The following is a 21,601-nucleotide window of genomic DNA, read 5'->3' as shown; positions in this document are numbered from 1 at the left end:
ATTAAGCATCGATTGTGTCTTGTAACGATTTTTTGAGGAAAATCCCATGCGAAATCTTCTCGCGGCTGCGGCCGCATGCTTTGTCCTGCCGCTCGGCGCTCATGCTGCCAGCGTCACTGTGAACCTGACCCCGGGGACGCTGTTCACGACCGATCAAATCGGCGCGTTCGCGACCACAGGCGGTGACATGGACGGCATGCTCGTCACGGGCACCTTCGCGGGCGGCGCCAGCGAGACACTGACCTTCAACGGCACGGGCGGGACCGCCGGATCGACCGGTGCGGGCAGCTTCAGCGTCGCTCTGAACGGCAACAGCTTCACCGAAAGCTGGTCCGTCAACGTCTCCTCGGGCCTTCTGACCTCTCTGCAGCTGCAGGGCGCGCCGGGCGACACGATCTTCGACGTGGCGACCTCCCTCGCGGGCGGCAGCACCGAAAACAGCGCAAACGGATGGACGTTTGAAGAGACGTCCAATCTGTCCGGGGCGATCGTGGCGACCTACTCGAACAACGTCGCTCTGACCGGGGACGCGCCCGTGGGCGATCTCTACGAGTCGCTGTTCATCGACCTGTCGGGGCTCGCCGGGGGCGGTCTGTCCAGCACGCAGACCCTCGCCTTCCGCGCAGATACCGACAATGCCGCTGCCGGGTCCTCGGTTGTTCCGGCAATCCCGCTGCCGGCGTCCTTCCCGCTCATCCTGGCCGGTCTCGGCGCTCTGGGTCTGACGCGGAAGCGCCGCAAGGCCTGATCGTCGCCCCCCGGGCAAGCGCTTCTCCATGGGGAGCGGTCCGGGGGCATGAACGCTCTGAATGCGTGAGTGAAAATGCAGCGTGCCGCCTCGAGCGGCGCGCTGTTGTCGTTTGGGCCTGGCGTGGTCCTGTCCGGGCGCGCCTTGGCTGGGGCGCTGAGCCTTACTGGTGGCCTCCAGCGCCCTCCGGCGGCGGCGCCGCGCGCACCCTGCCCCTAGCCCTCGGCGGAAATCTCGGCCATATACCCGGCGACGGCCCATTCCGGGACCGCCACGGCCAATTGAGGACTGCCCGCCATGCATGATATCCGCCTGATCCGCGAGACCCCGGAGGCGTTTGACGCCGCTTTGACCCGCCGGCCCGGTGTGTCTGCGGTCTCGTCCGAGATCCTCGCGCTGGATGCGGCGCGGCGGGCCAAGATCCTCGCCGCGGAGACCGCGCAGGCGGAGCAGAACGCGGCCTCCAAGCAGGTGGGCGCGGCCAAGGCCAAGGGCGACGAGGCAGAGTTTGAGCGGCTGCGCGCGCTGGTGGGCGCCAAGAAGGCCGAGGTGGCGGCCCTCAAGGCTGAGGCGGCGCAGGATGATGCCGCCCTGGCGGCGCGGTTGATGGAGATCCCGAACCTGCCCTTCGACGACACGCCCGAGGGCGCGGATGAAGAGGACAATGTCGAGGTCAAGCGCTGGGGCGATCCGCGTGCGTTCGATTTCGCCCCGAAAGAGCATTACGAGCTGCCCTCGGTCACGCCGGGGATGGATTTCGAGCTGGCGGCGAAGCTTGCAGGCTCGCGTTTCGTGGTTCTGTCGGGGGCCGTGGCACGGGTGCATCGGGCGCTCGCGCAGTTCATGGTCGACACCCATGTGGAAGAGAACGGGCTAACCGAAACTTGGACGCCGGTACTGGTCCGCGAGGAGATGATGCTCGGCACCGGGCAACTGCCGAAATTCGGCGAGGACAGCTATCAGACCCGCGAGGGCTGGTGGCTGGTGCCGACGGCGGAAGTGACGCTGACCAATATCGTGAACGGCGCGATCGTCGACGAAGGCTATCTGCCGCGCCGCTATGTGGCCCATACCCAGTGTTTCCGGTCCGAGGCGGGCTCGGCGGGGCGGGACACGGCGGGGATGCTGCGCCAGCACCAGTTCGAGAAGGTCGAGATGGTGTCGATCACCAAGCCCGAAGAGAGCCGGGCCGAGCTCGACCGGATGACCGGCTGCGCCGAGGGGATCCTCGAGGCGCTCGGCCTGCCCTATCGCACCATCGTGCTCTGCACCGGCGATATGGGGTTCGGCGCGCGGCGCACCCATGACATCGAGGTCTGGCTGCCCGGGCAGGACACCTATCGCGAGATCAGCTCGGTCTCGGTCTGCGGCGATTTTCAGGCGCGGCGGATGAATGCGCGGTTCAAGCCGCAGGGCGGAGGCAAGCCGGAATTTGTCCATACGCTGAACGGATCCGGGCTGGCGGTCGGGCGCTGCCTGATCGCGGTGCTGGAAAACGGGCAGCAGGCGGACGGCTCCGTGGATCTGCCCGAGGCGCTGCACCCCTATCTGCGCGGCAAGACGCGGATCGACGCGACCGGTACGCTGGTCTGAGCCGGGCGGGGGCTGCTGAGCCCCTGCCCCATTGCCATTCCCGCGCGCACCCCTAGGCTTTGGCCAAAGATAGGGCAGCACAGGCGGGCATGGCATGGACAGACGGATTTTCGCAGCGGGTCTTGCGGCCTTTGCGCTTGCAGGATGCGGCGGGCCGCCGCCCGCGACACGGGTGACGCAGGCCGGCGGCTTGCCCGACGATCTGCGCCCCGCCCCCAATGCCAGCTATGATGCCTGGGTCAGCCGGTTTCGCGCCCGTGCGGCGGATCAGGGGTTCTCGCAAGACCTGCTGCGGCGGGCCTTTGCGGGCACGGGCTATCTGCCCGGGGTCGTGCGCCGGGACCGCAACCAGACCGAGTTCACCCGCACGCTGGAGGATTACCTCGCCATCGCCGTCTCGGAGGAGCGCGTCAGCAAGGGGCAAGCGGCCTATGCCACCCATCGCGACACGCTGGAGGCGATCGCCGCGCGCTACGGCGTGCCCGCCCATGTGGTCACGGCGATCTGGGGGCTCGAGAGCTTCTACGGTGACCGGCGCGGCGATGTCCCGGTGATCTCGGCCACCTCGACGCTGGCCTTTGACGGGCGGCGGGGCGCGTTCTTTGAACAGCAGCTCGTCGCGGCGCTGCGGATCCTCGAGAATGGTGACACCACACCCGGCAATCTGGTGGGCAGCTGGGCGGGGGCCATGGGGCACACGCAGTTCATTCCGACCTCTTACGAGGCCTTTGCGGTGGATTTTACCGGCGATGGGCGGCGGGACATCTGGGCCGAAGATCCGAGCGATGCGCTGGCCTCGGCGGCGGCCTATCTCGACCGCAATGGCTGGGTCAGCGGGCAGTCCTGGGGTCGCGAGGATCCGAGCGGCAGCCTGCAGCCGCAGCCGGGCGGGCCGCGCTTTGCCACAACGCGCAACTTCGCGGTGATCAAGCGCTACAACAACTCGGATGCCTATGCGATCGGCGTCGGGCACCTGTCGGATCGGATTCTGGGCGGACCGCCCCTGCGCCAGCCCTTTCCGCCCGACGCGAACGGGCTGACCAAGGCCGACCGGGTTGCCCTGCAGGAGAGGTTGACGGCGCGCGGGTTTGATACGGGCGGCGCGGATGGGGTAATCGGCCCGAACAGCGAGGCCGCGATCCGCGCCTATCAGGCCAGCCGGGGCCTGCCGGTGACCGGCGTGCCGTCGCTGGAGCTGCTGCGGATGCTCGGCTGAGGCTCAGGCCAGCCGCACCCCGGCCCCGCTCAGCCGCGCTTCGGATGTCGCGCGCGCTCCGGCGGCCAGCGTTCCGGCGGTCACCACGGTGACGTCATAGCCCCGCTGCCGCGCGGCGAGCGCGGTCTTGAGCACACAGTAGTTGAAGTCGAGCCCGACGATCCGCAGGGCCCCCACGTCGAGCTCGGACAGGAGCGGATCCAGCGCCCCGGTCTCGAACCCGTCCTGCACCCGTTTGACGAGCGCGTGCTGGGCGGCCCCGGCAAAGGGCGCGGCGATCTCGGTTCCGGGGGAGCCGGGAAGCGCCTGCCCCTTCATGAAGAGCCGCGCGAGGGTCTTGGTCTCGGGCTGGGACCATTCCTGCCGGACCGCGATGATGGGGCGGTTTCGGGCCTTGGCTTCCGCGATTTCCTGCTCGATGGCCGCCGCGGCGCGGGTCTTGTCGGCCTCGGCATAGGCGCCACCCTCCCAGAACACGGTCTGCAGATCGACCAGCAAGAGCGCTATGCCCGGGCGCGGGCCGATAGGCGCGCCGGTGCTGAGCCGTCCGATGCGCCAGGTGCCGTAGCAAAGCCAGAGAAAGCCCGCGAGGAGCAGGCCGAGGAGGAGATATACCAGCGTCATGGCATGTCCTTTGCGTGGGATTTGAGACGGGTGGTCAGGGTCTGCACGATGCGCAGGGCGGCGTCGACCTCGGCCGGGTCGAGATCCGCGCCGATCCGGTCGACCAGCGCGCGCTCGCGCGCGACAACCCCATCGATCAGGGCGCGCCCGGTCTCGGTCAGGCTTAGCAGGGGCGAACGTTTGTGGCGCGGGTTCGCGCGCGGCTCGGTCAGCCCGGCGGCGCCGGTCTCGTTCACCATGAGCTGCACGTATTGGCGTTTGATCTCAAGCCGTTGGGCGATCTCGGGCACGGTCTGATCGCCATGGGCATGGAGCATTTCCAGAACGGCGCGCATCCGCACGGTGAGGCCCGTGCCGGAAAGCCCCGCCTCGACCGATGCCTCCGCCGCCTGCATCAGGGGGCGGGACATCCAGATCAGGGAATAGAGAGAGGAGTCAGTCATAATGACAATACAGATGTCATTATGACATGCAGGATGTCAAGGTGAACCGACTGCGCGCTCAGCGCCCCAACACGCGCATCCCGCGATCGATCCCGTCGAGGGTCATAGGCACCATGCGCTCGGGCCCGAAGACCTGCTGGATCATCTCGATGGACTGGGTGTAGCGCCAGTGCCGCTCGGGCACCGGGTTCAGCCAGAGATGGTTCGGCCATTGGTCGCGCAGCCGTTCGAGCCAGACATAGCCCGCTTCGGCATTCCAGTGCTCATTCGCGCCGCCGGGATGAGCGATCTCATAGGGCGACATGGAGGCGTCGCCGACGATGATGCATTTGTAGTCCGACCCGTAGGTGCGCAGGATCTCGAAGGTGGACATCTGCTCGGACCAGCGGCGGCGGTTGTCGCGCCAGACACCCTCATAGATGCAGTTGTGGAAGTAGAAATACTCCAGATGCTTGAACTCGGCGCGGGCGGCGGAGAAGAGCTCCTCGACGAGCTTGATATGGGGGTCCATGGAGCCGCCCACATCGAGAAACAGGAGGACCTTGACCGCGTTGCGCCGCTCGGGCCGGGTCTGGACGTCGAGATAGCCATGCTCGGCCGTAGAGCGGATTGTGCCGTCGAGGTCGAGCTCATCGGCGGCCCCGTCGCGCGCCCATTGGCGCAGGCGTTTCAGGGCGACCTTGATGTTGCGCGTGCCGAGCTCAACCGTGTCGTCGAGGTTCTTGAAGGCGCGCTTGTCCCAGACCTTGACCGCGCGCTGGTGGCGGCTGCCCTCCTGCCCGATGCGCACGCCTTCGGGATTGTAGCCATAGGCGCCGAAGGGCGAGGTCCCGGCGGTGCCGATCCACTTGTTGCCCCCCTGATGGCGGCCCTGCTGCTCCTTGAGGCGCTCCTTGAGGGTCTCCATCAGCTTGTCGAAGCCACCGAGCGCTTCGATCTCGGCGCGCTCTTCGTCGGTCAGGTGCTTTTCGGCGAGCTTTTCGAGCCATTCGCGCGGCAGGTCCACGGACTCGAGCACCTGCTCCACCGTGATCTGCTCCAGCCCCTTGAAGGCGGCGGCGAAGGCCCGGTCGAACCGGTCCAGATGCCGCTCGTCCTTCACCATTGCGCAGCGCGCGAGATAGTAGAACGCCTCGGGGTCGTAGACCGCCATGCCCTTGCCCAGACCTTCGAGGAAGGTCAGGTATTCCCGCAAGGAGACCGGCACGCCGCCGGTCCGAAGCTGGGTGAAGAAGGGCAGGAACATGGGGGTTCAGGCCGCCATGCGTTCCAGAACGATGGTGGCGATGAGGCCGATCAGCCCCCAGAAGATCGCGAAGCCGGCGGCGTATTGCGCCATATCGCGCTTCAGCCCGTTTCGCGATTTGGCCAGCCATGCGCCCCAGCCGGCCCCGCCCAGTAGTCCTGCAACAATCAGCATCAGCTTCCCCGATCTGTGGTCTCTTCGGGCGCTCTGACGGGGGGCGGCAGGGCGGCGATTTCCGCCAGCCGGGCCCGGACCCGTGCGTCCGAGCCGATGCCATATCTTGCCCAGCCGAGACTGTCGAGACGCACGGTTTCCGCCTCGGAGGCGCGCCCCAGAAGATCGAGCGCCTCGGCCTTCATCATCAGGAGCGTCGCCAGCAGCGCCGCGTTTTCCGAGCGTTGCACGGCGGGCAGCGCGTTATTGGCCAGACGCAGGGCAGTGTTGGCCTGCCCGTTGATCAGGGCGAAGGCGACGATCTGCATGGTGACATGGGCCTGCTGGACCTCGGTGCCCTCGGCCGCGCCATAAAGCCCGCCCGCCTGCAGGAAGGAGGCCAGCGACAATTCGGGATCCGAGCCGAGCGCGAGGCGGCCCAGCACGTAATAGCTGAAGGCGCTGCGCACATCGGGGAACTGTGCATCGCGGGCGATGCGCACGGCCTCGACGGCGGTTTCCTCGCGCTTGCGGGGCGAGGTTCCGGGGCCCAGAGCGGCCTCGACCGCGTTGATCCAGTCGCGCCGGGGCACGCTGGGCTGTGCCCGCCCCGCCGGGCGCCCGGCGGGGTTCAGCCGGGACAGGATCGATGGCAGTTTCTCGGCCACCTGCGCCGGCAGCATGCCTGAGCGCAGCTCGGGCGCGTAGGTCACCCGCAGCATGAGCATGTCGAAGCTGGTCAGGACCGGGTGGAAATTGTCATCGTTGAAGACCGAATTCTCGAGCCGGTAGAGATCGTTGAGCGGGCCGAGGGCCTGGGCGATTTCCTCATGCAGGCAATCGCGGACCTCTTGCGGGCTGACATCATTGGGCACGAAGACCGAGGCGCGGGTGCGGGTCTGCAGCCGGGTCCAGTCCACGACCGCCGAGCGCCGGTTGCGCAGAAACTCGGACCAGCCCGCCACATTGGGCACCACGAAGCAGGCCGCTTGGGGCACATAACGCTGGATCTCGCGGCGTGGGAGGGCCTCGACCACGATCTGGGCCGCCTCGTTCTGGCCCGCCCGGGCGATATCGAGCCCTGCCTCGCGCCGGAGCCGGTCGAGCAGCCGGGCAAGGTCCGGGCCGAGTGTCAGCGGCGCGTCGCCGATCACCGCCACGCGCACGGGGCCCTCGAACCGGGTGAAGCGCGTCAGGGCGCGCCCGCTCTCCATCTGGAAGCTGAGCTCCACGAAATCCGCCGCGAGCTGCCCGTTGGAGCGGCCCACGGGTGCGGGTTCATAGGTGCCGAAGGTCTTCATCGGCGGCAGCTCGTCGCTGGGCTGCAGGCGGCTGGGTGGCGCGGTCTGCGGTGCAGGCGGCCCCGAGGCACAGCCCGCCAGCAATGCCAGCGGCACGAGCCAGGCCAGCCACCTCACGCGGTCACCCGGGCGTATTTGATGAAATCCGTGACCTCGGCCACCTGATCATAGAGCGCGCGCGCCGTGGCATTCCCCGATTGCGTCGTCCAATAGACCGAGGCCGCCCCGTCGCGGTCGGCGGCCGCGTAGACGGCTTCGATCAGGGCGCGGGCCACCCCCTGCCCCCGCGCCTCGGGCACGGTGTAGAGGTCCTGCAGGTAGCAGACCGGGGCGATATGCCAGCCATGGCGGTGATAGATGTAATGCACGAGGCCCAGCACCTGCCCGTCCCGTTCGGCCAGCAGCCCGTGGTAATCGGTGACCTCGGGATCGCAGAGCCGCGCAAAGCTCGTCGCGTAGATCTCGTCGCCCAGCTCGGTCTCGTAGAAAGCCAGATAGGCGCGCCACAGCGCACGCCAGCGCGTCTGGTCGTCAGGGCCTATCGGGCGGAGGGTGAGGGGCGCGGTCATGGCCGCAGAATGCGAGTTGCATGGCAGGGGCGCAAGCCTGCATCCGGGCCGGAAAGGCGAAGCGTTGCCACAGGGCAGTGCCGCCTAGCGCCGCCCTGAGCGGGCCAGAAAGGCGAGCCGCTCAAAGAGCGCCACATCCTGCTCGTTCTTCAGCAGCGCGCCGTGGAGTTTCGGCAGGGCATTGGCCCCGTCGCGCTTGAGATCCTCCGCCGTCAGATCCTCGGCCAGCAGCAGCTTGAGCCAGTCCAGCACCTCGGAAGTGGAGGGCTTCTTCTTGAGCCCCGGGGTCTCGCGGATCTCGTAGAACTGGGTCAGCGCCGTGCCGAGCAGCGCGCCCTTGAGGCCGGGATGATGGACCTCGACGATCTTGCGCAGGGTCTCTTCCTCGGGGAACGAGATGTAGTGGAAGAAACAACGGCGCAGGAACGCATCCGGCAGTTCCTTTTCGTTGTTCGAGGTGATGATCACAATCGGGCGAGTTCGGGCGCGGATCGTCTCGCCGGTTTCGTAGACGAAGAACTCCATCCGGTCGAGTTCCTGAAGCAGGTCGTTCGGGAACTCGATATCGGCCTTGTCGATCTCGTCGATCAGCAACACGACCTTGCCCTCGGCCTCGAAGGCCTGCCAGAGCTTGCCCTTCTTGATGTAATTGGCGACGTCGTGGACACGTTCTTCACCGAGCTGGCTGTCGCGCAGACGGCTCACCGCGTCATATTCATAAAGGCCCTGCTGCGCCCGGGTGGTGGATTTGATCGACCATTCGATCATCGGCAGCCCGAGGGCGGCGGCCACCTGGCGGGCCAGTTCGGTCTTGCCCGTGCCGGGCTCTCCCTTCACCAGAAGCGGGCGTTCCAGCGTCACGGCGGCGTTGACCGCGACCTTCAGATCATCGGTGGCGACATAGTCCTCGGTGCCGTCAAAGCGCATGGGGGCTCCTGGAAAAAGGGATCTCTTGCGACGTTACACCAGCTTCGATTTCGCCCGGCAACCCCCTATATTCGCGTGACAACGTGTGGGAATCTGAGTATGACGCAGACAGGGAGGGCAACGGATGTCAGGTGAACCAGACGCTGAACTATCCGGCCTGTATGAGGGAGCAAACATGCGCGCTGAGACGTTTTTGCCAGACGATTACCGTCCTGCTGAGGACGAACCGTTTATGAACGACAAGCAGACCGAGTATTTCCGCCGCAAACTGCTGGCGTGGAAGACCGAGCTGCTCGAAGAAAGCCAGAACACCATTTCCGAATTGCAGGGTGCGGCCCGGAATATTCCTGACGTGGCGGACCGGGCCTCGGAAGAGACCGATCGCGCGCTGGAACTTCGGACCCGCGACCGTCAGCGCAAGCTGATCACCAAGATCGACGCGGCCCTGCGCCGGATCGACGAGGGTGAGTATGGCTATTGCGAAGCGACCGGGGAACCGATCTCGCTCAAGCGGCTGGACGCCCGTCCGATCGCGACCCTGAGCCTTGAGGCGCAGGAACGTCACGAGCGCCGCGAGAAGGTCCACCGCGACGACTGAGCCCGCCCATTGCGCCGGGCAAGCCCCGGACGCGATGCAGAGCGGCCACACCTATGACAGCACCGGGGGGCAACCTCCGGTGTTTTTCGTTTCCAGCTTTGAAACAGAATATTTTGCGGCTACTCCCCACATATGGTGTTGGTCGGACGAGAGATAACTGTCCTTGGGGCCGGGATCGGGGGGTTGTGCGCCGCGATCTGCCTTGCCGCGCGTGGCGCGCGGGTCACCGTTCTCGAACAGGCCGATGAGATCCGCGAAGTTGGCGCCGGGATCCAGATCAGCCCCAACGGCCTCTGCGTTCTGAACGCGCTGGGACTGGGCGCGCGCCTGTCAGAGATGAGCATGCGCTCGGAGGCGGTGGTGCTGCGCGACTTTGCCGATGGGCGCGAGGTGCTGCGGATGCCCCTGCCCGAGACGCCGGGCTTTCGCCTGACCCATCGCGCGGACCTGATCGCCCTGCTGGCCGAGGCCGCGCGGGAGCTGGAGGTTCAGATCGAGCTGGGCTGCAAGGTCGACGGGGTGACCCTGTCGCCGGGCATCGCGCCCACGCTCAAGCTTGCAGGCGGGCAGACCCGCAGCGCAGAGATCCTCGTAGGTGCAGATGGTCTGCACTCGCAGGTGCGCAAGGCCGTGGACAAGCCCGCCAAGCCCTTCTTCACCGGCCAGGTCGCCTGGCGGATGATCCTGCCCCAGACCCATGCGCCGGACCCGGAGGCCTCGGTCTTCATGGGGCCCGGCCGGCATGTGGTGAGCTATCCGCTCCGCGAGGGCACGGTCCGCAACATCGTGGCCGTCGAAGAGCGGGACCGCTGGACCGCCGAGGGCTGGACCCAGCCCGATGACCCCATGCGCGTGGCCCGGGCCTTTGCCAGTTTCGCGCCGCAGGTCCGCAACTGGATGAAGGCCGCGCAGGAGGTCCATGTCTGGGGCCTCTTCCGGCACGAGGTCGCCCAGAGCTGGCATCGCGATGGGGCGGTGATCCTCGGGGATGCGGCGCATCCCACCCTGCCCTTCCTGGCCCAGGGTGCGAATATGGCGCTGGAGGATGCCTGGGTGCTGACCGACAGTCTGGCGCGCGAAGACAGCCCCGAGGCGGGATTTGCGCTTTACGAGGCGCGGCGCGCGGCGCGGGTCACCAAGACCGTGCAGGCCGCCAATACCAATGCGCGCGCTTATCACCTGCAACAGGGGCCCGTGCGCAGCATGGCCCATGCGGGGCTGTCCCTGCTGAACCGATTTGCACCGCAACTGCCGCTGCACAAATTCGACTGGCTCTATAACGAGGATGTCACCCGGGGCTAGGCGGGCAGCGGCTCAGGCGGCCAGATCCACGATCACCGGCACATGGTCCGAGGGTTTCTCGCCCCCGCGCACGGCGGCATCGATCCGGCAATCGCGCATGAGGTCGGCACAATCGGGTGTCATCAGCACATGGTCGATCCGGATCCCGTCATTCCGCTGCCAGGCGCCCGCCTGATAATCCCAGAAGGAATAATGCCCGGCCCCCTGATGGCGGGCGCGGAACGCCTCGGTGAAGCCGAGATTGAGGATCCGCCGAAAGGCGGCGCGCGAGGCGGGCAAGGCCAGCGCATCCTTGTGCCAGGCCTCGGGCCGGGCGGCATCCTCATCCTGCGGAATGATGTTGTAATCCCCGGCCATGAGCGCGGGCTCCTCCGCCGCCAGCAGGTCCCGCGCGCGGGCCTCGAGCCGGGCCATCCAGGCGAGCTTGTAGTCGTATTTCGGCCCCGGCGCCGGGTTGCCATTGGGCAGATAGAGCCCGCAGACCCGCACGGGCACCTCGCCCATGACCGTCGCTTCGATCCAGCGGGCCTGTTCGTCGTCGTCATCCCCGGGCAGGCCGCGGGTCACATCCTCCAGCGGCAGCTTGGACAGGATGGCGACGCCGTTGAAGCTCTTCTGACCATGGGTCTCGACGATATAGCCCATATCCTCGAAGAGCTCGCGCGGGAAATTCGCGTCGATCGACTTGATCTCCTGCAGGACGACCACGTCGGGCGCGGCCTCGCGGAGCCATTCCGGAAAGGCGTTGATCCGGGCCTTGATGCCATTGATGTTGAAGGTCGCAACCTGCATGTCCCTGCCCTCTCGGTTTTGCCCGATAGAGCCCGAGGGGACCGGGAAAGTCCAGAGCCGCCGCGCCCGTGGCGGCGGTCCGTTTCGCGCCTTGCGCGCGCCCTCACCCCGCCCCACGGCAGGGGCAAGGCGGGTCCGCCGCATGCTGTCAGGCATGCGGCCCTGTCCCCCGCTAGAGCTCGACGATGCGGACCTTGCTGCCCTTGGTCGTCAGGGCGATCTCGCCATCGCAGAGACGCAGCGCATCGCGCCCGAAAACCTGCGCCCGCCAACCCTTGAGCGCGGGCCCGTCGAGCTGCCCTGCGGCCATGCTGTCGAGCTCGGCCGTGGTGGCGATCATCCGCGAGGCGACCCCCGCATCCTCGGATTTCGCCTTGAGCAGCACCCGCAAAAGATCCGCCAGCGCGGAGTTCACCTGCATCTTGTCGCGGCTCCGGTCGACCTTGGGATAGGTCGCGGGATCCGCGCTCTGCCCGGCCTCGATCGCGGCGAGGATGCCATCGGCAATCTCGCCCCGGCGCGCCTCGCGCAGCAGCAGCCGCGAGCGGCTCAGATCCTGCATGCTCTTGGGCCGGGTCGAGGCCAGCTCGAGCAGGGCGTCATCCTTGAACACCCGGCTGCGTGGCACGTTGCGGGTCTGGGCATAGGTCTCGCGGAATTCCGCAAGCTCCCGCACCGTGGCGAGGAACTTGCCGGAATTGGTCCGGGTCTTGATCCGCCGCCAGGCATTGGCGGGCTCGACCACATAGGTCTCGGGCTGCAGCAGGACCTGCAACTCCTCCTCAACCCAGGGGCGGCGATTGTTCTGGTCGATCTGTGCAGACAGATGCTCGTAGATCACTCGCAAATGGGTGACATCCGCCAGGGCATAGGTCTTTTGCGCCTTGGACAGGGGCCGGTGGGACCAGTCCGTGAAGCGCGAGGTCTTGTCGAGGCTCTCGCGCGCGATCTTGCGCACGAGGGTCTCGTAGCCGACCTGCTCACCAAAGCCGCAGACCATGGCCGCGACCTGCGTGTCAAAGAGCGGAATGGGAAAGACCCCATGTTCCACGTAGAAAATCTCGAGATCCTGCCGCGCCGCATGGAACACCTTGACCACGCCGGGATCGCGGAAGAGGTCGAGCATCGGCTCCAGGGACATGCCCTCGGCCAGAGGATCGACCAGCACCGCGCTCTCGGGCCCCTCGCCCGGATAGGCGAGCTGCACAAGGCAGAGCTTGGCATAATAGGTGCGTTCTCGGAGAAACTCCGTATCTACGGTGACATAGGGATGTTCGGCGGCACGGGCGCAGAACTCGGAAAGTGCGTCCGTATCAGTCAGTATGTCCATCTGGGCCTTACAGTTTATTTCTTTTTTGGCCTCGCCAACTTGATCCTACGCGGTTTTGACCAGTTGGAAAAGAGCGGCTTTGTGCCCCAGACCGAGACGTCGCGTCACGGGGGTGGATCAGGTCAGATCGAGGCGGCTGCGGTCGCCTTCGGCAAAGCGGCGCAGGACCGCCGGATAGAGCCGGTGTTCGAGGGTCAGCACCCGGTTCGCGAGGGTCTCGGGCGTGTCGTCGGGCGCGATGTCCAGCCGGGCCTGACCGAGGATCGGGCCATCGTCGAGCTCGGGCGTGACTTCGTGGACCGTGCAGCCATGGGCGGCGTCCCCGGCCTCGAGCGCGCGGGCATGGGTGTTCAGCCCCTTGTATTTCGGCAGGAGCGACGGATGGATATTGAGCATCCGCCCCTGCCAGCGGGTCACGAAGCCCGGGGTCAACACCCGCATGAAGCCCGCCAGACACAGGATATCCGGGGCCGCAGCCGACAGAGGCTCGGACAGCGCGGCCTCGAACCCGGCACGGTCGCCCTTGAAGGGGCGGTGATCCACGGCGGCGGTCGGAATGCCCAGTGCGGCGGCGCGTTTGAGCCCGCCCGCCTCCGGATCATTGCTGGCCACCAGCACCGGGCGGGCAGGATGATCCTCGACCATGCTTTCCACCAGTCGCAGCATGTTCGAGCCGCCGCCGGAAATCAGAATGGCGACCCGTTGTGTCACAGAAGGGTTCCGGAATAGGTGACGGCGCCTGCCGCGTCGGCCTGCACCTTGCCGATCACATGGACGGTTTCGCCCGCCGCGCGCAGGGCTTCGGTCAGCGCCTCGGCGCGATCCGCCGCCACCACGAGCGCCATGCCGATCCCGGCATTGAAGGTCTTGAGCAGCTCGGCCTCGTCCAGCCCGCCCTCGGCGGCCAGCCAGGCAAAGACCGGCGGCAGGTCCCAGGCATCCAGATCGATGGCAATCCCCAGCCCCTCGGGCAGCACCCGGGGCAGGTTCTCAGTCAGCCCCCCGCCGGTGATATGGGCCAGCGCATGGACGCCACCCGCCGCAACCGCCGCGAGGGCCGGTTTGACATAGAGCCGCGTGGGCGTCAGCAGGGCCGCGCCCAGGCTGGTTTCGGCAAAGGGCGCCGGATCGGCCCAGCCCAGCCCCGAGCGCTCGACCACCCGGCGCACCAGCGAATAGCCGTTGGAATGCACCCCGTCCGAGGCGAGCCCCAGCACCACATCGCCCGCGGTGACACCGGCGGGCAGATCCGCGCCCCGCTCCATCGCGCCGACGGCAAAGCCCGCGAGATCAAAATCGCCCGCGTCATACATGCCCGGCATCTCGGCGGTCTCGCCCCCGATCAGCGCACAGCCCGAACCCGAGCAGCCCTTGGCGATGCCTTCGATGATCGTGGCGGCGGCCTCGACCTCCAGCTTGCCGGTGGCGAAATAGTCGAGAAAGAAGAGCGGCTCGGCCCCCTGACAGACCAGATCATTGACGCACATGGCCACCAAATCGATCCCGATCGTGTCGAAATGGCCCGTGTCGATGGCGATGCGCAGCTTGGTGCCCACCCCATCCGTGGCCGCCACCAGCACCGGGTCGGAATAGCCCGCGCCCTTGAGGTCAAAGAGCGCGCCGAACCCGCCCAGACCACTCATCACGCCGGGCCGGGCCGTGGCCTTGGCCGCAGGTTTGATCCGGTCGACCAGCGCGTTGCCAGCATCGATATCGACCCCGGCTTCGGCATAGGTCAGACCCGTCTTGGGGGTGTCATTCATAGCAGGATTCCGGCAGCAGCTAACGTTGGCGCCGACCTAACAAGACCGCACCGGCCTGTCCATGGCCTGTCCCTGGTCCGGCCTTACATGGCATCCTTTGCCGCAAGCTCTTCCTGGCGGCGCTGCTCGGCCTTCACGCCAAAGCCAAAGGAAAACCGCGCGACCACCGCGCCAAACAGAAACACGACACCCACCATGAGCGCCCAGCCCCCAGGGCCGAAGAAAGACAAATCTGAGATCATCTCGTCCTCGATCCCAAACACCAGTGCGACCGCAAAAACGAGCAGGAAGCCAACCACGATATTGATCAGCGACATGATCCAGGACAGCTTCCACATCGTGCCTGAGCTCGGCGCCACCTTGGTCCGGCGCGTGTAGATGGCACCAGTATACCATGCCGGGACGAAATGCGTGACGCCATTGACGCCGACCCCAATGCCGAAATCAAAAAAGAAAATCAGTCCGCACGCCAGAGCCAGCACAATGACCATGCAGATCTGCGTGTAGAGCGCGTGACGCAGCAGAAGGGAGGATATGGACATGGAAACGCGCTTCCCTGCTCGGTTTGGCTTCGTTTCGGGGTCGTTTGCGGGCGATCCTGCCATCGGGCTTGACGCGAGGCTGCACTCTGGTAGCCATCGGGTGCGGCGGGCCTGTAGCTCAATTGGTTAGAGCAGAGCGCTCATAACGCTTTGGTTGCGGGTTCAAGTCCTGCCGGGCCTACCATCCTCTTTCCGTCGCGCAGATCCGAACCCCAGACCGTTGGGGACAGGTCTTTGGCGCGCTCACCCGGCGCGAGGGGCTTGCACAGCCCGGGCTTCGCCCAAGAATTCAGCGCCATGCCTGCGGTTGAGCCGCTCCGACGGATCCGTTCCCGCGGTACGCGAATGCCCTGCCCCCTGCTCCCCCGGAACTGGCGGTCCCGCGGGCTTTCACGTCGGATTTACTGGAAACTGCGACATTCTGCCCCATCCTTCTCTGGTGAGGAGACAAGGAGTGGAAGATGACATTTCTCAAAACACTGGGCTTTGCCGTGTATAACCTCTCGCGCATGGGCTACTACCACGCGGGGGCGGAGATGTGTGGCGGCAGCGAACGGCGCGCCAAGGCCGATGCCTATCGCAACCTGAGCAACATGACCGGCGGCGTGGTCCGCATGCAGGTGATGGAGGCGATCTCCCGGGGTCAGCGCTTCACCGTGCAATCGCAAGATCAGCTTTAAGCCCGCCCAACGTCTCGGAAATCCCGAGGCGCAAGGATCCGCCATGGCTCCTGGCGATATCGGAGGCGATGGCGAGCCCCAGCCCCACGCCGCTGCCGGCATTCTGGTTGCGCGCCGCATCGAGGCGCGCAAAGGGCTTGAGCGCGGTGTCCCGCAGGTCCTCGGGAATGCCCGGCCCGTCATCCTCGACCGTGAACCGCACGGCTGAGCGGAAGACCTCGACCGTGACCTGCGCCCGGTTGCCATAGCGCAGGCCATTGCCCACCAGGTTGTCCAACGCCCGCTCGATGGCCATGGCCCGCAGGGGCACGAGGCACTCTGCCTCCGGATCCACCCCCTTGAGGACCAGCGCCACATTCCCCCCGGTGCGGCGGTGCTGATCCACCACCGCCTCGGCCAGCCCGAACGGATCCACCAGCTCGGGATCCTCCAGCGCATCGGCCCGGGCGAAATCGAGGAAGGTGTTCAGCAGCCGCGACATGTCCTGCACATCGCGTTCCAGCGCGTCGACCTCCGGCGAGGGCGGCAGCATGGACAGCTCCAGCTGCATCCGCGTCAGGGGCGTGCGCAGGTCATGGCTCACCCCCGAGAGCATCATCGTGCGCTGCTCCATCTGGCGTTCGATCCGGGTGCGCATGTCGAGAAAGGACTGGCCCGCCGCCCGCACCTCCAGTGCGCCGCTGGGCTTGTAGGGCGTGGTGCGCCCCTTGCCGAAAGCCTCCGCCGCCTGGGAGAGCCGCGCGATGGGCCGCAACTGGTTGCGTAGAAAGATATAGGCGACCAGCGTCATTAGCCCGCCCACAAAGATCATCAGCACCAGCAGCTGATGCGGGTTGGAGGCCGACACCCGGCGCCGCTCCAGCTGCAGCAGGACGGGGCCCTTCTGGGTCGCGAGCGAAAAGGCCAGCTGCCGGTCGTCACTGGCCAGATCGATCAGCCCGATCCCGGTCAGCTCCTTGCGTAGGGTGTCGATCACGGTCAGCCCCGAAATGTCGTAGAACACCCGCCTGTTCCGCACGGCCTCGGGCGCATCGAGCGCGCTGAGCCGGATCCGCAGACCGGTTGCCAGCCGCGCGGCCTCGGCCAACCCCTGCTCGGCCACCGTGTCCTGCAGCAGCCGCGCCTCGGTGATCACCGTCATGGTCATCTGGCGGGTCACATCCTCGAAATGCCGCTGCAGAAAGGTGATCGACACCACAAGCTGAATGGTGACAATCGGCACGATCAGGATCAGCGCAGCCCGCGCATAGAGCCGACGAGGGAGAGAGTTCTTGAGAAAGCGGAACATGGCGCGCAGCCTAGACCGGGGATGCGCCGGGCGGAAGGGAGACCACGCCTGATGGCCCTGCCCCCCCGCCCCGCCCGCGTCGCCACGCTGGCCCCGGCCGTGCGCCGGGTGCTGGCCGAGAACCCCTCGCCCATGACCTATTGGGGCACCAACAGCTATGTGGTGGGCTCCGGCGAGGTGGCGGTGATCGATCCCGGCCCCGCCGATCCGGACCAGATCGCCGCGATCCTCGGCGCGCTGTCGCCCGGCGAGACGGTCAGCCATATCTTTGTCACCCATGCCCATCTCGATCACAGCCCCGGCGCGGCTTTGCTGGCGGCGGCGACCGGCGCGCCTGTGCTGGCCTACGGCGATGCGCAGGCCGGGCGTTCGGCCCAGATGACGGCGCTGGCCGCGCGCGGCGGGCTAGCGGGGGGCGAAGGGGTGGATGCGGGGTTTACGCCCGACCGAACACTGGCGGATAGCGAGATCACCGCCCATGGCGATTGGCAGCTCGAGGCGCTCTGGACGCCGGGACATTTCGGCAACCATCTCGCCTTTGCCCTGCCCGCGAGGCGCGGTCTGTTCTGCGGCGATCTGGTCATGGGCTGGGCCAGTTCGCTGGTCTCGCCGCCGGACGGGGATCTGGCCGCTTTCATGGCATCGCTCGCCCGGCTCGCAACGCGGGAGGATCAGGTCTTTTATCCCGGCCATGGGGAGGTGATTGCCGCGCCCGCACGCCGTCTCGCCGAGCTCAGGGCCCATCGCGAGATGCGCGGGCGCCAGATCGCCGACGCATTGCGCAGCGCGCCCGGTTCCGCTGCGGAGCTCGCCCAGAGGATCTATGTCGAGACACCTGCCGCCCTGCTGCCTGCCGCGGCGCGGAACGTCCTCGCTCATCTTATTGAAATGGCATCGAAAAACGAAGCCGCCTTCGATGCCGAGCTGCGCGCGGACAGTGTTTTCTCGGCCCCGCAAGAATAGTTGCGCTTTTTTCGCTCGGGCCTCTGGACAGCCATTCCCGGAGTTGCTAAATCCCGCGCCAGTTCCGGCGTAGCTCAGCGGTAGAGCAGTTGACTGTTAATCAATTGGTCGTAGGTTCGATCCCTACCGCCGGAGCCAAATAAAACAAGGGCTTAGCTGGAGACAGCAAGCCCTTTTTTGTTGTTTAGCTTCGTTTTAGCTACGCAGATTTGGAGGAATAGGTGGCCAAAGATGACAGGAAAATCCTCAATCTAAGCCTCCTGCGTAGAGCCCATGACGTCCTAACACGCGTGGCTATGTACGCGTTTCCTTTGGTCAGTGCTTTCAACAGCTACAAAAGTGGTGATTGGACTTGGTTTGCCAGGTCAGGTTCGGCAATGGTTGCACTATCCATTTGGATGTTCGCTATGGCGTACCTGCTCGACCAAAGGGTGGCGATACACGGACTGAGGCCAGGCGACCCTGATCCAACCGAAACACTAGAAGCCATCGACAACATGAAACGGGCATCGTCCGAATACAGGTTTGCCGCGTATGCCGCGATATCAGGAACACTGATCTGGGGCTACGGTGACCTTCTTGGTTCGCTCTTTTGATGTCTTCTGTGCAGGAGGCAAGGGTTTGCCGAGATGGGGAGCCATTAGTTGGATTACCGTCCTGCGCACCACTACCTCGATTTTTGCATGTTTCTACTCGTATAGTCACCCCGCTTGGGTGCTTTGGTTGGCGGAGTTCTCCGTTACACCTGCACAAAGCACGCCTCCCAAGTTAGTCTACCACAGAGCCTCCAAAACTAGCCACTGTCTAGCTACCTTTTTCGGTTGCTGACGATGCTATCTTTTTCTTCTTGAGAGCAGTCGGTTAAAGGCAAACGACCAGTTGATTGAAAATCAATTGGTCGCCGTAACTCTCTGTTTTTATGCAAGCACCACCGCTCTGTTAATCGATTGGTCGTAGGTTCGATCCCTACCGCCGGAGCCAAAATCTCTCAACGAGGTTCGTGAGTTACAAGGGCGTCAGAGCATCTGGCGCCTGTTTTGGTATGTCGCCCGTCCAGTGCTGGGCCTGCGCAGACCGCCGCGCTTGGGTCTTGCAGATACGGGCGGCGTATCTTCTCAGCCCGCATTTTCGAACGCCCCGAAAATCTCAGACCGACCCGCACTTCAAGGCGCGCCTAGGGGCCGTCCGGTTCTGGTCCCGGAGGGGTTGGGTCACGGTCCGCTACAGCGCGTGCCGAGTCCAACGGGGTGACTGGTCGCAGGAGTCTCCCCCGCCCTCAGCGGCCAGGGCCCCCAGCGCGCCTGGGCAACGCACACCGCAGCATCCGGGGCTCTGGTCACACGCACCGGCATCCGACATTGCCCGCCTCCGTCAGCACTGTCCGATCCGATCGGCGCTGATCCCGGTTTGCCCCTGCCGCAGGGCGCGATGGGGGTGAATATGTCCGTCCCGACCGATCCGGACGCATCTTTCCGACCTTGTTGGCATGGGGGGCTGGACGGGCCCCGAGGCCCGCCATGTTACCGATGTCTACAAGGATCCAGATATGTCCATTTTCGACCCAAGCGCCCTCAAAGAGGCGCCTTCGCGTGCAGTGCAGGACTTCGCGCAAAACAGTCCCGCCCCGGCCGTGCTGATCGAGATCGCCCGTGGCGGGCTCTCCCTACATGAGGTTGCCGGAAGCGTCACGCGGGACGGCGACCAGACCGCCAGCATCAGCAATCAGTTCGAGGTCGGATCCCAGACCAAGATGATGACCTCGGTCATCATTCAGCAGCTGGTGGGTGAGGGTCTGATCACGTTCGACGCGCCGCTCGCCGCGCAGATGGATCTGACCGGACTGGAAGGTATCCCGAACATCGAAGAGGTGACCGTGCGGGAGCTTTTGGCCAACCGCTCCGGCATTCCCGATTTCGACACGGTGCCCGGCGAGACCGGCATGCCCGCCTTCATCGAGATGCTGATGGCGAACCCGGATCAGCCCCTTGGCCCGGACGGGCTGCTCGCGCTGGCGTCCGGGCAACCGGCCATTTTCGCGCCGGGAGAGGCCTATGCCTATTCGAACACCAATTTCCTGCTGCTGCAGAAACTGGCTGAGCAAGTCACCGGGGCCAGCTTCGGCGAGTTGCTGTCCGAACGCATCTTCTCGGTCACCGGGATGGAGGACAGCGCCCTGAGATCGGAGATCGGGTCCGACAACCTGCTGCATTCCTACGCGTCGCTGGCCCCGGGACAGGAGATCGATGTGACCGAGGCGCCGCTTGATCTGGGCGCGGCGGGCGGCGTGGTGTCGACCACCGCGGACATGATCCGTTTCTTCGAGGCGCTGCTGGTCTCCGGCACCCTGCTCTCGCCCGAGCAGATGGAAGAGATGCTGGATTTCCGCGCGCCGGACGGTACGCCCGGCAAGGAAGGGGAAAGCCTCGGCCTGTCCTCCGGAACGATCTTCGGGCAGCAGTTCATCGGGTTTCAGGGCGGGACGCTGGGCACCAATACGGCGACCTTTCTGCATGTCGAGAGCGGGACGATCTTCTCGGTGGCGACGACCCATTCCAATGGCGAGCCTATTGAACTGCTGGTCGACGCCTTCACCGCGATCTTCGATGACGCGTCCTGGGCCAGTTTCGACCCGACGGATGAAAGCTTCGCCATCTCCGGAACGGCGGCGGAGATCACCCTGTCCGAGGACAGCAGTGCCGAGGGCAACCCGGAGACCGTACTGACCCTAGACGGAGTCAGCCTGACCTTCGAAGGGGGGATCGGAGAGCTTGACCCGGGGCGGTTCAGTTTCTCCGATGGCTCCACCCTTTGGATCGGGAGCGATGGCATCGACCGGGTCGACATTCTGCGGGACGCGCCGGAGGCCGCCGAGGCCGCCAACCAGCTGCTTGGTCTGGACGGCAACGACCACCTGCGCGGCGGCCATGGCAATGACCGGATCGAAGGCGGCGCGGGGCGCGATCACCTCCGGGGGCGGGACGGCGACGACGTGCTCGATGGCGGGGCCGGGGATGACACCCTGCGGGGGGATCACGGGGATGACCGCCTGACGGGCGGCGAGGGCCGCGACCGGCTGAGTGGTGGCGCAGGCGATGACGTCCTGTCCGGTGGCGATGGCAATGACCTGCTGCGCGGGGGTGCGGGCGACGACGTGCTGGAGGGCGGCGCCGGGCGCAACACCTTGTGGGGCGGCAGCGGCGCCGACACCTTCGTCTTTCAGATCAGCGCCGGGCAGGATCGCATTTTCGGCTTTGACGCCGCAGAGGACCTGCTGGATTTCTCGCAGACCGGCCTGCAGTTCGACGATCTGGCGATCGACACGCGCGGTGCCATCACCACGATCAGCTATGGCGAAGGGGAGATCATCCTCTTTGGCACCTCCTGCGAGACGTTGACCGAAGACTGTTTCCTCTTCTGAGCAAAAAACACTAGGAGACGGGGCGCAGGCTCTGACGGCCTGCGCCCTGCCCCGCATCCCCCCATTCCGGTATTCGCATTACCCCGCCACCGCTCGATTTCGATC

22 protein-coding genes and 2 tRNA genes are annotated in these 21,601 nt (G+C 65.9%); 11 read left to right on the top strand and 13 right to left on the bottom strand.

The window, feature by feature from the left end; translation table 11 throughout:
- Window positions 1–46: 46 nt before the first annotated feature.
- The 3 genes from ACP15I_RS02665 (at window position 47) to ACP15I_RS02655 (ending at window position 3,557) form a co-directional block, all read left to right on the top strand.
- On the top strand, window positions 47–748 hold the full coding sequence (locus ACP15I_RS02665) for a VPLPA-CTERM sorting domain-containing protein (protein ID WP_424973789.1): 702 nt from the start codon (window positions 47–49) through the stop codon (window positions 746–748).
- A gap of 297 nt (window positions 749–1,045) precedes the next feature.
- Complete coding sequence (gene serS, locus ACP15I_RS02660) at window positions 1,046–2,341, top strand: serine--tRNA ligase (protein ID WP_424973788.1); 1,296 nt, start codon at window positions 1,046–1,048, stop codon at window positions 2,339–2,341.
- Window positions 2,342–2,435: 94 nt separating this feature from the next.
- Complete coding sequence (locus tag ACP15I_RS02655; RefSeq protein ID WP_424973787.1) at window positions 2,436–3,557, top strand: lytic murein transglycosylase; 1,122 nt, start codon at window positions 2,436–2,438, stop codon at window positions 3,555–3,557.
- A gap of 3 nt (window positions 3,558–3,560) precedes the next feature.
- Here the strand turns inward: ACP15I_RS02655 and ACP15I_RS02650 are convergent, their stop codons facing one another.
- The 7 genes from ACP15I_RS02650 to ACP15I_RS02620 all read right to left on the bottom strand — a co-directional run bounded on the left by ACP15I_RS02650 (window position 3,561) and on the right by ACP15I_RS02620 (window position 8,820).
- Window positions 3,561–4,181: a cysteine hydrolase family protein gene (locus ACP15I_RS02650; protein ID WP_424973786.1), complete on the bottom strand. Its 621-nt coding sequence runs from the start codon at window positions 4,179–4,181 to the stop codon at window positions 3,561–3,563.
- On the bottom strand, window positions 4,178–4,624 hold the full coding sequence (locus ACP15I_RS02645; RefSeq protein ID WP_424973785.1) for a MarR family winged helix-turn-helix transcriptional regulator: 447 nt from the start codon (window positions 4,622–4,624) through the stop codon (window positions 4,178–4,180). The genes ACP15I_RS02650 and ACP15I_RS02645 overlap by 4 nt, the downstream gene beginning before the upstream one ends.
- A 58-nt stretch (window positions 4,625–4,682) precedes the next feature.
- The gene (locus tag ACP15I_RS02640; protein ID WP_424964507.1) at window positions 4,683–5,870 is read right to left on the bottom strand and encodes a vWA domain-containing protein; all 1,188 of its coding nucleotides are present in this window, start codon (window positions 5,868–5,870) and stop codon (window positions 4,683–4,685) included.
- 6 nt (window positions 5,871–5,876) lie between these two features.
- On the bottom strand, window positions 5,877–6,044 hold the full coding sequence (locus ACP15I_RS02635; protein WP_424964508.1) for a hypothetical protein: 168 nt from the start codon (window positions 6,042–6,044) through the stop codon (window positions 5,877–5,879).
- Window positions 6,044–7,441 (bottom strand): DUF2927 domain-containing protein, encoded by a 1,398-nt coding sequence (locus ACP15I_RS02630; protein WP_424973784.1) that lies wholly within the window; start codon window positions 7,439–7,441, stop codon window positions 6,044–6,046. Before ACP15I_RS02630 ends, ACP15I_RS02635 begins: the two co-directional genes overlap by 1 nt.
- Window positions 7,438–7,893 (bottom strand): N-acetyltransferase family protein, encoded by a 456-nt coding sequence (locus ACP15I_RS02625; RefSeq protein ID WP_424973783.1) that lies wholly within the window; start codon window positions 7,891–7,893, stop codon window positions 7,438–7,440. Before ACP15I_RS02625 ends, ACP15I_RS02630 begins: the two co-directional genes overlap by 4 nt.
- Window positions 7,894–7,977: 84 nt before the next feature.
- Window positions 7,978–8,820, bottom strand: coding sequence for an AAA family ATPase (locus ACP15I_RS02620; protein ID WP_424973782.1), 843 nt, complete (start codon window positions 8,818–8,820; stop codon window positions 7,978–7,980).
- Between the two features lie 175 nt (window positions 8,821–8,995).
- On the opposite strand from ACP15I_RS02620, the gene dksA reads away from it, so the two are divergent.
- A complete protein-coding gene (gene dksA, locus ACP15I_RS02615; protein ID WP_424964512.1) occupies window positions 8,996–9,418 on the top strand; it encodes an RNA polymerase-binding protein DksA in 423 nt (140 codons plus the stop codon).
- Window positions 9,419–9,550: 132 nt separating this feature from the next.
- Window positions 9,551–10,720 (top strand): FAD-dependent monooxygenase, encoded by a 1,170-nt coding sequence (locus tag ACP15I_RS02610; RefSeq protein ID WP_424964513.1) that lies wholly within the window; start codon window positions 9,551–9,553, stop codon window positions 10,718–10,720.
- A 12-nt stretch (window positions 10,721–10,732) separates the two neighbouring features.
- On the opposite strand, the gene xth is transcribed toward ACP15I_RS02610, so the two are convergent.
- The 5 genes from xth to ACP15I_RS02585 form a co-directional block, all read right to left on the bottom strand.
- Window positions 10,733–11,512: an exodeoxyribonuclease III gene (xth, locus tag ACP15I_RS02605; protein ID WP_424973781.1), complete on the bottom strand. Its 780-nt coding sequence runs from the start codon at window positions 11,510–11,512 to the stop codon at window positions 10,733–10,735.
- Window positions 11,513–11,684: 172 nt separating this feature from the next.
- On the bottom strand, window positions 11,685–12,842 hold the full coding sequence (gene rnd / locus ACP15I_RS02600; protein ID WP_424973780.1) for a ribonuclease D: 1,158 nt from the start codon (window positions 12,840–12,842) through the stop codon (window positions 11,685–11,687).
- Window positions 12,843–12,959: 117 nt separating this feature from the next.
- Window positions 12,960–13,553, bottom strand: a complete 594-nt coding sequence (purN, locus tag ACP15I_RS02595) for a phosphoribosylglycinamide formyltransferase (RefSeq protein ID WP_424964517.1) — start codon at window positions 13,551–13,553, stop codon at window positions 12,960–12,962.
- Window positions 13,550–14,605, bottom strand: coding sequence for a phosphoribosylformylglycinamidine cyclo-ligase (purM, locus tag ACP15I_RS02590; RefSeq protein ID WP_424973779.1), 1,056 nt, complete (start codon window positions 14,603–14,605; stop codon window positions 13,550–13,552). Before purM ends, purN begins: the two co-directional genes overlap by 4 nt.
- 83 nt (window positions 14,606–14,688) lie before the next feature.
- Window positions 14,689–15,147: an ABZJ_00895 family protein gene (locus tag ACP15I_RS02585; protein ID WP_424974109.1), complete on the bottom strand. Its 459-nt coding sequence runs from the start codon at window positions 15,145–15,147 to the stop codon at window positions 14,689–14,691.
- A gap of 107 nt (window positions 15,148–15,254) precedes the next feature.
- On the opposite strand from ACP15I_RS02585, the gene ACP15I_RS02580 reads away from it, so the two are divergent.
- Window positions 15,255–15,331, top strand: a tRNA-Ile gene (locus tag ACP15I_RS02580).
- Window positions 15,332–15,608: 277 nt separating this feature from the next.
- Entirely contained in the window at window positions 15,609–15,827 is a 219-nt protein-coding gene (locus ACP15I_RS02575; RefSeq protein ID WP_424973778.1) for a hypothetical protein, read from the top strand.
- Here ACP15I_RS02575 and ACP15I_RS02570 read toward each other — a convergent pair.
- Window positions 15,799–17,115, bottom strand: coding sequence for an ATP-binding protein (locus tag ACP15I_RS02570; protein ID WP_424973777.1), 1,317 nt, complete (start codon window positions 17,113–17,115; stop codon window positions 15,799–15,801). The two genes, ACP15I_RS02575 and ACP15I_RS02570, sit on opposite strands and share 29 nt — an antisense overlap.
- A gap of 51 nt (window positions 17,116–17,166) precedes the next feature.
- On the opposite strand from ACP15I_RS02570, the gene ACP15I_RS02565 reads away from it, so the two are divergent.
- The 4 genes from ACP15I_RS02565 (at window position 17,167) to ACP15I_RS02550 (ending at window position 21,496) form a co-directional block, all read left to right on the top strand.
- Window positions 17,167–18,078, top strand: coding sequence for an MBL fold metallo-hydrolase (locus tag ACP15I_RS02565; protein ID WP_424973776.1), 912 nt, complete (start codon window positions 17,167–17,169; stop codon window positions 18,076–18,078).
- Window positions 18,079–18,141: 63 nt separating this feature from the next.
- Window positions 18,142–18,216 (top strand) — tRNA-Asn (locus ACP15I_RS02560).
- Window positions 18,217–18,299: 83 nt separating this feature from the next.
- Complete coding sequence (locus tag ACP15I_RS02555; RefSeq protein WP_424973775.1) at window positions 18,300–18,674, top strand: hypothetical protein; 375 nt, start codon at window positions 18,300–18,302, stop codon at window positions 18,672–18,674.
- Window positions 18,675–19,624: 950 nt separating this feature from the next.
- Window positions 19,625–21,496 carry a serine hydrolase gene (locus tag ACP15I_RS02550; protein ID WP_424973774.1) on the top strand — a complete coding sequence of 624 codons (1,872 nt, stop codon included), beginning with the start codon at window positions 19,625–19,627 and terminating at the stop codon, window positions 21,494–21,496.
- The last annotated feature ends 105 nt before the right edge of the window (window positions 21,497–21,601 follow it).

Source organism: Dinoroseobacter sp. S124A (genome assembly GCF_049801015.1).
Taxonomy (GTDB): Bacteria; Pseudomonadota; Alphaproteobacteria; order Rhodobacterales; family Rhodobacteraceae; genus Dinoroseobacter.
The sequence above is the reverse complement of the archived record's forward strand: the minus strand, read 5'-3'. Positions and strand labels throughout refer to the sequence as shown.

Coding starts and splice junctions, on each gene's coding strand:
- purM (WP_424973779.1), bottom strand. CDS start 14,605: ATGAATGACACCCCCAAGACGGGTCTGACCTATGCCGAAGCCGGGGTC.
- ACP15I_RS02625 (WP_424973783.1), bottom strand. CDS start 7,893: ATGACCGCGCCCCTCACCCTCCGCCCGATAGGCCCTGACGACCAGACG.
- ACP15I_RS02585 (WP_424974109.1), bottom strand. CDS start 15,147: ATGTCCATATCCTCCCTTCTGCTGCGTCACGCGCTCTACACGCAGATC.
- xth (WP_424973781.1), bottom strand. CDS start 11,512: ATGCAGGTTGCGACCTTCAACATCAATGGCATCAAGGCCCGGATCAAC.
- ACP15I_RS02650 (WP_424973786.1), bottom strand. CDS start 4,181: ATGACGCTGGTATATCTCCTCCTCGGCCTGCTCCTCGCGGGCTTTCTC.
- ACP15I_RS02620 (WP_424973782.1), bottom strand. CDS start 8,820: ATGCGCTTTGACGGCACCGAGGACTATGTCGCCACCGATGATCTGAAG.
- serS (WP_424973788.1), top strand. CDS start 1,046: ATGCATGATATCCGCCTGATCCGCGAGACCCCGGAGGCGTTTGACGCC.
- ACP15I_RS02645 (WP_424973785.1), bottom strand. CDS start 4,624: ATGACTGACTCCTCTCTCTATTCCCTGATCTGGATGTCCCGCCCCCTG.
- ACP15I_RS02640 (WP_424964507.1), bottom strand. CDS start 5,870: ATGTTCCTGCCCTTCTTCACCCAGCTTCGGACCGGCGGCGTGCCGGTC.
- ACP15I_RS02550 (WP_424973774.1), top strand. CDS start 19,625: ATGTCCATTTTCGACCCAAGCGCCCTCAAAGAGGCGCCTTCGCGTGCA.
- dksA (WP_424964512.1), top strand. CDS start 8,996: ATGCGCGCTGAGACGTTTTTGCCAGACGATTACCGTCCTGCTGAGGAC.
- ACP15I_RS02665 (WP_424973789.1), top strand. CDS start 47: ATGCGAAATCTTCTCGCGGCTGCGGCCGCATGCTTTGTCCTGCCGCTC.
- ACP15I_RS02565 (WP_424973776.1), top strand. CDS start 17,167: ATGGCCCTGCCCCCCCGCCCCGCCCGCGTCGCCACGCTGGCCCCGGCC.
- ACP15I_RS02610 (WP_424964513.1), top strand. CDS start 9,551: ATGGTGTTGGTCGGACGAGAGATAACTGTCCTTGGGGCCGGGATCGGG.
- ACP15I_RS02575 (WP_424973778.1), top strand. CDS start 15,609: ATGACATTTCTCAAAACACTGGGCTTTGCCGTGTATAACCTCTCGCGC.
- rnd (WP_424973780.1), bottom strand. CDS start 12,842: ATGGACATACTGACTGATACGGACGCACTTTCCGAGTTCTGCGCCCGT.
- ACP15I_RS02635 (WP_424964508.1), bottom strand. CDS start 6,044: ATGCTGATTGTTGCAGGACTACTGGGCGGGGCCGGCTGGGGCGCATGG.
- ACP15I_RS02570 (WP_424973777.1), bottom strand. CDS start 17,115: ATGTTCCGCTTTCTCAAGAACTCTCTCCCTCGTCGGCTCTATGCGCGG.
- ACP15I_RS02655 (WP_424973787.1), top strand. CDS start 2,436: ATGGACAGACGGATTTTCGCAGCGGGTCTTGCGGCCTTTGCGCTTGCA.